Origin of the sequence: Streptomyces olindensis (assembly GCF_040645895.1) — a bacterium.
Lineage (GTDB): Bacteria > Actinomycetota > Actinomycetes > Streptomycetales > Streptomycetaceae > Streptomyces > Streptomyces olindensis.
Window position 1 is genome coordinate 19,832 of record NZ_JBEYZD010000096.1, and the last position, 9,226, is coordinate 29,057.

11 protein-coding genes are annotated in these 9,226 nt (G+C 71.9%); all 11 read left to right on the forward strand.

The features are described from left to right. Positions 1 to 48 precede the first annotated feature (48 nt). The 11 genes from pgsA (at position 49) to yajC (ending at position 9,132) form a co-directional block, all read left to right on the forward strand. A complete protein-coding gene (gene pgsA / locus ABZ948_RS37135) occupies positions 49 to 822 on the forward strand; it encodes a phosphatidylinositol phosphate synthase (RefSeq protein WP_078651119.1) in 774 nt (257 codons plus the stop codon). Further along, positions 819 to 1,727 carry a phosphatidylinositol mannoside acyltransferase gene (locus tag ABZ948_RS37140; RefSeq protein WP_359767258.1) on the forward strand — a complete coding sequence of 303 codons (909 nt, stop codon included), beginning with the start codon at positions 819 to 821 and terminating at the stop codon, positions 1,725 to 1,727. The genes pgsA and ABZ948_RS37140 overlap by 4 nt, the downstream gene beginning before the upstream one ends. Continuing rightward, positions 1,724 to 2,887, forward strand: a complete 1,164-nt coding sequence (locus ABZ948_RS37145; RefSeq protein WP_114250957.1) for a glycosyltransferase family 4 protein — start codon at positions 1,724 to 1,726, stop codon at positions 2,885 to 2,887. The genes ABZ948_RS37140 and ABZ948_RS37145 overlap by 4 nt, the downstream gene beginning before the upstream one ends. A 177-nt stretch (positions 2,888 to 3,064) precedes the next feature. After that, positions 3,065 to 3,607 (forward strand): LemA family protein, encoded by a 543-nt coding sequence (locus ABZ948_RS37150; RefSeq protein WP_359767260.1) that lies wholly within the window; start codon positions 3,065 to 3,067, stop codon positions 3,605 to 3,607. Between the two features lie 137 nt (positions 3,608 to 3,744). Beyond that, the gene (pdxS, locus tag ABZ948_RS37155; RefSeq protein ID WP_359767262.1) at positions 3,745 to 4,650 is read left to right on the forward strand and encodes a pyridoxal 5'-phosphate synthase lyase subunit PdxS; all 906 of its coding nucleotides are present in this window, start codon (positions 3,745 to 3,747) and stop codon (positions 4,648 to 4,650) included. 13 nt (positions 4,651 to 4,663) lie between these two features. Next, positions 4,664 to 5,272, forward strand: a complete 609-nt coding sequence (pdxT, locus tag ABZ948_RS37160) for a pyridoxal 5'-phosphate synthase glutaminase subunit PdxT (protein WP_359767264.1) — start codon at positions 4,664 to 4,666, stop codon at positions 5,270 to 5,272. Between the two features lie 48 nt (positions 5,273 to 5,320). Then, positions 5,321 to 6,073, forward strand: a complete 753-nt coding sequence (locus tag ABZ948_RS37165) for a YebC/PmpR family DNA-binding transcriptional regulator (protein WP_031116589.1) — start codon at positions 5,321 to 5,323, stop codon at positions 6,071 to 6,073. 105 nt (positions 6,074 to 6,178) lie between these two features. After that, a complete protein-coding gene (ruvC, locus tag ABZ948_RS37170) occupies positions 6,179 to 6,718 on the forward strand; it encodes a crossover junction endodeoxyribonuclease RuvC (RefSeq protein WP_359767266.1) in 540 nt (179 codons plus the stop codon). Further along, entirely contained in the window at positions 6,715 to 7,320 is a 606-nt protein-coding gene (gene ruvA, locus ABZ948_RS37175) for a Holliday junction branch migration protein RuvA (protein WP_359767268.1), read from the forward strand. The genes ruvC and ruvA overlap by 4 nt, the downstream gene beginning before the upstream one ends. A gap of 58 nt (positions 7,321 to 7,378) precedes the next feature. Next, entirely contained in the window at positions 7,379 to 8,449 is a 1,071-nt protein-coding gene (ruvB, locus tag ABZ948_RS37180; protein ID WP_359767269.1) for a Holliday junction branch migration DNA helicase RuvB, read from the forward strand. Positions 8,450 to 8,634: 185 nt separating this feature from the next. Beyond that, entirely contained in the window at positions 8,635 to 9,132 is a 498-nt protein-coding gene (gene yajC, locus ABZ948_RS37185) for a preprotein translocase subunit YajC (protein WP_031116593.1), read from the forward strand. Positions 9,133 to 9,226 lie beyond the last annotated feature (94 nt).

Below are 9,226 nucleotides of genomic sequence, written 5' to 3' on the forward strand. Positions count from 1 at the left end.
GAAGGGGTCCGGGTGCCCACCCCTCGCCCGCACGCGCGCGTGGCTACGATGGGCCAGCCGGTGGCCAGCAGGGGCCAGACGGCGACACCGACCCTCGGGAAGGCCATGCTGAACAAGTACGCGCGTGCATTCTTCACGCGTGTCCTCACACCGTTCGCCGCGTTTCTGATCCGGCGGGGCGTCAGCCCCGACACCGTCACGCTCATCGGCACCGCCGGGGTGGTCGCGGGCGCGCTGGTCTTCTACCCCATGGGCGAGTTCTTCTGGGGCACGGTCGTGATCACGCTGTTCGTGTTCTCCGACCTCGTCGACGGCAACATGGCCCGCCAGCTCGGCCGCTCCAGCCGCTGGGGCGCCTTCCTGGACTCCACGCTCGACCGGGTCGCCGACGGCGCGATCTTCGGCGGCTTCATCCTCTGGTACGCGGGCGGCGGCGACGACCTCGTCCTGTGCGCCGTGTCGATCTTCTGCCTGGCCAGCGGGCAGGTGGTGTCGTACACCAAGGCCCGCGGCGAGTCGATCGGCCTGCCGGTCGCGGTCAACGGCCTCGTCGAGCGGGCCGAGCGGCTGGTGATCTCGCTGGTCGCGGCCGGGCTCTCGGGTCTGCACGCGTTCGGTGTCCCGGGCATCCAGTACCTGCTGCCGGTCGCCCTGTGGATCGTCGCCGTGGGCAGCCTGGTCACGCTGATCCAGCGGGTCGTCACGGTCCGCCGGGAGTCCGCCGAGGCCGAGGAGGCGGCGGCCGCGCAGGACCGTGCCGGCGCGCAGGACAATGGGGGCGAGCAGCACAACGCCTCCCACGGGAGCGAGGCGGCCACGTGAGCGCCCAGGACCGGTTGACGGACGCGCTGTACGGCCTCGGCTGGGGCACCGTCAAGAAGCTCCCCGAGCCGGTCGCCGTACGGCTGGGGCACACCATCGCCGACCTCGCCTGGAAACAGCGCGGCAAGGGCGTGCAGCGGCTGGAGAGCAACTACGCGCGCGTGGTGCCCGGCGCGAGCCCCGAGCGCCTCGCCGAGCTGTCGCGCGCGGGCATGCGCTCCTACCTGCGCTACTGGATGGAGTCCTTCCGCCTCCCGGCCTGGAGCGCGGAGCGTGTCAAGGCCGGCTTCGAGCCCAAGGACCTGCACCACCTCACCGAGGGCCTGGCCGCCGGCAAGGGCGTCATACTCGCCCTCCCGCACCTGGCCAACTGGGACCTGGCCGGCGCCTGGGTCACCACCAAGCTCGGCATCCCCTTCACCACGGTTGCCGAGCGCCTGAAGCCGGAGACGCTGTACGACCGGTTCGTCGCCTACCGCGAGGGCCTCGGCATGGAGGTCCTGCCGCACAGCGGCGGCACCGCCTTCGGCACCCTGGCCCGGCGGCTGCGCGACGGCGGCCTGGTCTGCCTGGTCGCCGACCGCGACCTGTCCGCCTCCGGCGTCGAGGTCGGCTTCTTCGGCGACACCGCCCGGATGCCGGCCGGACCGGCCCTGCTCGCCCAGCAGACGGGCGCGCTGCTGCTGCCCGTCACGCTCTGGTACGACGACTCGCCCGTGATGCGCGGCCGGGTCCACCCGCCGGTCGAGGTGCCCGAGTCAGGCACGCGCGCCGAGAAGACGTCTGTCATGACACAGGCGCTGGCCGACGCCTTCGCCACGGGGATCGCCGACCATCCGGAGGACTGGCACATGCTGCAGCGCTTGTGGCTCGCGGACCTCGACCCTGCGAAGGGGACCTCGTGAGGATCGGCATCGTCTGCCCGTACTCCTGGGACGTACCGGGCGGCGTCCAGTTCCACATCCGGGATCTGGCCGAGTACTTCATCCGCCTCGGCCACGAGGTGTCCGTCCTCGCCCCGGCCGACGACGACACCCCGCTGCCGCCGTACGTCGTCTCCGCCGGGCGCGCCGTGCCCGTGCCGTACAACGGCTCGGTGGCCCGGCTGAACTTCGGCTTCCTGAGCGCCGCCCGGGTGCGCCGCTGGCTGCACGACGGCGCGTTCGACGTCATCCACATCCACGAGCCGACCTCGCCCTCCCTGGGCCTGCTCACCTGCTGGGCCGCCCAGGGGCCGATCGTGGCCACGTTCCACACCTCCAACCCGCGCTCCCGCGCGATGATCGCCGCGTACTCGATCCTCCAGGCCGCCCTGGAGAAGATCAGCGCCCGGATCGCGGTGAGCGAGTACGCCCGCCGCACCCTCGTCGAGCACCTCGGCGGGGACGCGGTGGTGATCCCGAACGGCGTCGACGTCGACTTCTTCGCCCAGGCCGAGCCGAAGGCCGAGTGGCAGGGCGACACGATCGGCTTCATCGGGCGCATCGACGAGCCCCGCAAGGGACTGCCGGTGCTCATGAGGGCCCTGCCGAAGATCCTCGCCGCCCGGCCGCAGACGCGGCTGCTGGTCGCCGGGCGCGGTGACGAGGAGGAGGCGGTGGAGTCCCTGCCGGTCGAGCTGCGCTCCCGCGTGGAGTTCCTCGGCATGGTCAGCGACGAGGACAAGGCCCGCTTCCTGCGCAGCGTCGACCTGTACGTCGCGCCCAACACCGGCGGCGAGAGCTTCGGCATCATCCTCGTCGAGGCCATGTCCGCCGGAGCCCCCGTCCTCGCCTCCGACCTGGACGCCTTCGCGCAGGTCCTGGACCGGGGGGCGGCCGGGGAACTCTTCCCGAACGAGGACGCCGACGCCCTGGCCGACGCGGCCGTACGGCTCCTGGCGGACCCGGAGCGCCGCGCCGAGCTGCGGGAGCGGGGCAGCGCCCACGTCCGCCGCTTCGACTGGTCGACCGTCGGCGCGGACATCCTGTCCGTGTACGAGACGGTGACGGCGGGAGCGGCGGCGGTGGCCGAGGACGAGCGGACGACGGGGCTCTGGGGCCGGCTGGGGCTGGCGCGGGATTGATTCCGGCCATGCGGTGGTGCGGTTCGACCGGGCCTTCGGCGGGCCGACCCGTGATCCCTCCCGGCCGGCACCCCGCACATGCGGAGCCGGGCGAACGGAACCGGTGAGCGATCCGGGGCAGGACAGGGCAGGGCGGGGTGAACCGGCGTCTCCCTCCTGCCGCTAGCCTTGCCGCCCGTGACCACCACTCTCATCTGGATCGCCGTGGCCCTGGTCGCGGTCGGGCTCTACCTGAGCTGGACCGCCGGCCGCCTCGACCGCCTCCACGCCCGGATCGACGCCGCCCGGGCCGCCCTGGACGCGCAGTTGCTGCGCCGCGCCTCGGTGGCGCAGGAACTGGCCACGTCGGGGGTGCTGGACCCGGCCGCTTCCATCGTGCTGTACGAGGCCGCGCACGCCGCCCGGCAGGCGGAGGAGGAGCAGCGGGAGGTCGCGGAGAGCGAACTGAGCCAGGCGCTGCGCGCCGTCTTCGGGGAGACGCAGCAGGTGGAGGCGGTGCGCGAGGCGCCGGGCGGCGAGGAGGCCGCCGAGGAACTCGCGCAGGCGGTGCGGCGCGTCCCCATGGCCCGCCGCTTCCACAACGACGCCGTACGGGCCGCGCGTGCCCTGCGCCGCCACCGCAAGGTCCGCTGGTTCCGCCTCGCGGGCCACGCCCCGTTCCCGATGGCCTTCGAGATGGACGACGAGCCACCGGAGGCGCTCGTGGCCCGGGCCGCCTGAGCCCCGTTCACGCGCCGTCAACCGGCCGTGTACCGAAAAAGGATCCACAGCGTTCCCATTGGCCCTTGCTGTGGCCTGGTCCCCTCACGTTTCCTCGGTGCTGCAGAAAACCCTCTTTCCCACCAGCGAGGTCATCCGTGTCCATCTCCGAGAACCAGGCCCCCGAGACCGGCACCGCGCGTGTGAAGCGCGGCATGGCCGAGCAGCTCAAGGGCGGCGTCATCATGGACGTCGTCACACCGGAGCAGGCGAAGATCGCCGAGGACGCGGGTGCCGTCGCCGTCATGGCCCTGGAGCGGGTCCCGGCCGACATCCGCAAGGACGGCGGCGTGGCCCGCATGTCCGACCCGGACATGATCGAGGGCATCATCGAGGCCGTCTCCATCCCGGTCATGGCCAAGTCCCGCATCGGCCACTTCGTCGAGGCCCAGGTCCTGCAGTCCCTCGGCGTCGACTACATCGACGAGTCCGAGGTCCTCACCCCGGCCGACGAGGTCAACCACTCCGACAAGTGGGCCTTCACCACCCCCTTCGTCTGCGGCGCCACCAACCTGGGCGAGGCCCTGCGCCGCATCGCCGAGGGCGCCGCGATGATCCGCTCCAAGGGCGAGGCCGGCACCGGCAACGTCGTCGAGGCCGTCCGCCACCTGCGCCAGATCAAGAACGAGATCGCCAAGCTGCGCGGCTTCGACAACAACGAGCTGTACGCCGCCGCCAAGGAGCTGCGCGCCCCGTACGAGCTGGTCAAGGAAGTCTCCGAGCTGGGCAAGCTCCCGGTCGTGCTGTTCTCCGCCGGCGGTGTCGCCACCCCGGCCGACGCCGCGCTGATGCGCCAGCTCGGCGCCGAGGGCGTCTTCGTCGGCTCCGGCATCTTCAAGTCCGGCGACCCGGCCAAGCGCGCCGCCGCCATCGTCAAGGCCACCACCTTCTACGACGACCCGAAGATCATCGCGGACGCGTCCCGCAACCTCGGCGAGGCCATGGTCGGCATCAACTGCGACACCCTCCCCGAGGCCGAGCGCTACGCCAACCGCGGCTGGTAAGGCACAGGAACCCATGAGTGACACCCCCGTCATAGGCGTCCTGGCCCTCCAGGGCGACGTACGGGAGCACCTCGTCGCCCTGGCCGCGGCCGACGCCGTGGCCAGGCCGGTGCGGCGCCCCGAAGAACTCGCCGAGGTGGACGGCCTCGTCATCCCCGGCGGCGAGTCCACCACCATCTCCAAGCTGGCCATCCTGTTCGGCGTGATGGAGCCCCTCCGCGCGCGCGTGCGGGACGGCCTGCCCGTCTACGGCACCTGCGCCGGCATGATCATGCTCGCCGACAAGATCCTCGACCCGCGCTCGGGCCAGGAGACCGTCGGCGGCATCGACATGATCGTGCGCCGCAACGCCTTCGGACGGCAGAACGAGTCCTTCGAGGCGGCCGTCGCCGTCGAGGGCGTCGAGGGCGACCCCGTGGAGGGCGTCTTCATCCGCGCCCCGTGGGTCGAGTCCGTCGGCGCCGCCGCCGAAGTGCTCGCCGAGCACGACGGCCATATCGTCGCGGTCCGCCAGGGCAACGCGCTGGCCACGTCGTTCCACCCGGAACTGACCGGCGACCACCGTGTGCACGCCCTGTTCGTCGACATGGTGCGGGCGAACCGGACAGCCGAGTCCTTGTAGGATTCCTGCGTTCGTTGCTGAGATGGGTTACGCGAAGGAGACAGGCAGATGTCCGGCCACTCTAAATGGGCCACGACGAAGCACAAGAAGGCCGTCATCGATGCCAAGCGCGGCAAGCTCTTCGCGAAGCTGATCAAGAACATCGAGGTGGCGGCGCGGATGGGCGGCGCCGACCCCGAGGGCAACCCGACGCTCTACGACGCCATCCAGAAGGCGAAGAAGTCGTCGGTCCCCAACAAGAACATCGACTCCGCGGTCAAGCGCGGCGCGGGCCTGGAGGCCGGCGGCGCCGACTACGAGACGATCATGTACGAGGGCTACGGCCCGAACGGCGTCGCGGTGCTCATCGAGTGCCTCACCGACAACCGCAACCGCGCCGCCTCCGAGGTCCGCGTCGCCATGACCCGCAACGGCGGCTCCATGGCCGACCCGGGCTCGGTGTCGTACCTGTTCAACCGCAAGGGCGTCGTGATCGTCCCCAAGGGCGAGCTGACCGAGGACGACGTCCTCGGCGCCGTCCTGGACGCCGGTGCCGAGGAGGTCAACGACCTCGGCGAGACCTTCGAGGTCATCAGCGAGGCCACCGACCTGGTCGCGGTCCGCACCGCCCTCCAGGACGCCGGCATCGACTACGACTCCGCCGACGCCAACTTCGTCCCGACCATGCAGGTCGAGCTGGACGAGGAGGGCGCCAAGAAGATCTTCAAGCTGATCGACGCGCTGGAGGACAGCGACGACGTGCAGAACGTCTTCGCCAACTTCGACGTCAGCGACGAGGTCATGGAGAAGGTCGACGCCTGACACGCGCGCGGGTTCAACGGGCCGACGGGACACACCCCGTCGGCCCGTCGCGTTGTCGGTGGCACCCGATAGCCTGCACAAACAGGCGAGCGAATGGGAGGGCGCGTGCGCGTTCTGGGGGTGGACCCGGGGCTGACCCGGTGCGGTGTCGGCGTGGTCGAGGGCGTCGCGGGACGGCCGCTCACCATGATCGGCGTCGGCGTGGTCCGCACGCCCGCCGACGCCGACCTCGGCCACCGCCTCGTCGCCATCGAGCAGGGCATCGAGCAGTGGCTCGACGAGCACCGGCCGGAGTTCGTCGCCGTCGAGCGCGTCTTCAGCCAGCACAACGTCCGGACGGTGATGGGCACGGCCCAGGCCAGCGCCGTCGCCATGCTCTGCGCGGCCCGCCGCGGCATCCCCGTCGCCCTGCACACCCCCAGCGAGGTCAAGGCCGCCGTGACCGGCAGCGGCCGGGCCGACAAGGCCCAGGTGGGCGCGATGGTGACCCGGCTGCTCCGGCTCAGCGCACCGCCCAAGCCCGCCGACGCGGCCGACGCCCTCGCCCTCGCCATCTGCCACATCTGGCGCGCGCCCGCGCAGAACCGACTCCAGCAGGCCGTCGCCCTGCACGCCACCCAAGCATCGAAAGGCCGTACGGCATGATCGCCTTCGTCAGCGGCACGGTCGCCGCGCTCGCCCCCGACGCCGCGGTCGTCGAGGTCGGCGGTGTCGGCATGGCCGTCCAGTGCACGCCGAACACGCTGTCCACGCTCCGCACGGGCCAACCCGCCAAGCTCCACACGTCCCTGGTCGTGCGCGAGGACTCGCTCACGCTCTACGGCTTCGCGGACGACGACGAACGGCAGGTCTTCGAGCTGCTCCAGACCGCGAGCGGCGTGGGCCCCAGACTCGCCCAGGCCATGCTCGCCGTCCACACCCCGGACGCCCTGCGCCGGGCCGTGGCCACCGCCGACGAGAAGGCCCTCACCGCCGTCCCCGGCATCGGCAAGAAGGGCGCCCAGAAACTCCTCCTGGAGCTGAAGGACCGCCTCGGCGCCCCCGTCGGCGCCCCGGCCGTCGGCACGCCCGTCAGCACCGGCTGGCGCGACCAGCTGCACGCCGCCCTGATCGGCCTCGGATACGCGACCCGGGAGGCCGACGAGGCGGTGTCCGCCGTGGCCCCGCAGGCCGAGGCCGCCGAGGGCACACCCCAGGTGGGCCAGCTGCTGAAGGCGGCCCTGCAGACCCTGAACCGCGCCCGATAGTCCGCACCGAGCCAGTCCGCACCGAGCCAGTCCGCACCGAGATCCCGAGGCACACTCCATGAACTGGGACGACACGACCGACGCCGACGCCGCCGAGCGGCTGGTGGGCCCGGTCGCCGACCGTGAGGACCAGGCCGTCGAGGCCGCCCTGCGCCCCAAGGACCTGGGCGAGTTCATCGGCCAGGAGAAGGTCCGCGAGCAGCTCGACCTCGTGCTGCGGGCGGCACGCGCGCGGGGCGCCACCGCCGACCACGTACTGCTCTCCGGCGCCCCCGGCCTCGGCAAGACCACCCTGTCGATGATCATCGCGGCCGAGATGGGCGCCCCCATCCGCATCACCTCGGGCCCCGCCATCCAGCACGCCGGCGACCTCGCCGCGATCCTCTCCTCGCTCCAGGAGGGCGAGGTCCTCTTCCTCGACGAGATCCACCGCATGTCCCGGCCCGCCGAGGAGATGCTGTACATGGCGATGGAGGACTTCCGCGTCGACGTCATCGTCGGCAAGGGCCCCGGCGCCACCGCCATCCCGCTGGAGCTGCCCCCCTTCACCCTGGTCGGCGCCACCACCCGCGCGGGCCTGCTGCCGCCCCCGCTGCGCGACCGCTTCGGCTTCACCGCCCACATGGAGTTCTACGAACCGGCCGAACTGGAGCGGGTCATCCACCGCTCGGCGAACCTCCTGGAGGTCGAGATCGAGCCGGACGGCGCCGCCGAGATCGCCGGCCGCTCCCGCGGCACGCCCCGCATCGCCAACCGCCTGCTCCGCCGCGTCCGGGACTACGCCCAGGTCAAGGCCGACGGGCTGATCACCAAGGACATCGCGGCGGCCGCCCTCGCCGTCTACGAGGTGGACGCGCGCGGCCTCGACCGCCTCGACCGGGGGGTCCTGGAAGCCCTGCTCAAGCTGTTCGGCGGCGGCCCCGTCGGCCTGTCCACGCTGGCGGTCGCGGTGGGGGAGGAGCGCGAGACGGTCGAGGAGGTCGCCGAGCCCTTCCTGGTCCGGGAGGGGCTGCTGGCGCGCACACCGCGCGGCCGGGTCGCCACCCCCGCCGCCTGGGCACATCTCGGCCTCACCCCGCCCCGCTCCCAGACCGCCGGAAACGGACAACAGGACCTGTTCGGGGCGTGACGGCGCCGTCACCGCTCCGCGACGGCGAGGACAGTGGCCGGAGCAGGAACCCCGGTGCCATGCTGAGCGTTGTTCCATGCGCGCGGACTCGCTTAGACTCCGCCGATGCCGCCTTTGTCGGCGGCGTACATACCCCCAACCATCTGGCCGCTCACAGCGCGGTCGTGTGAAGGAAGTACCGACCCGTGAGTCTCCTGACCCTCCTCCCGTTCATCGTGCTCATCGGGGCCATGTTCCTGATGACCCGGTCGGCCAAGAAGAAGCAGCAGCAGGCCGTGGAGATGCGGAACCAAATGCAGCCCGGCAGCGGTGTCCGCACCATCGGGGGCATGTACGCCACGGTCAAGGAGGTGAACGAGGACACCGTCCTCGTCGACGCCGGCCCCGGCGTCGAGCTCCTCTTCGCCAAGAACGCCATCGGTGCCGTCCTCACCGACGACGAGTACAACCGCATCGTCCACGGCATCGAGCACGACCTGAAGTCCGACACCGACATCGTCCCGGACGACGCCTCCTCCCTCACCGAGACCGGCGACTCCGCCGCCGACGCCCCCGCTGACGACAAGGCCGTCGACCTCGGCAAGAAGGACACGGCCGACGAACCGGCCGACGAGGCCCCGGCCGGCGAGGCGAAGACGGACGCAGAGCCGAAGAAGACCGACGGCGACTCCGAGGCGAAGTAGTCGTGTCCCGGGGTGCGCGGGCCGGGGCCCCGCCCCCCCCCGCCCCCCCGACCGCGCCCCCGAACACAAACACCACAAGCAAACCCATGAAAAC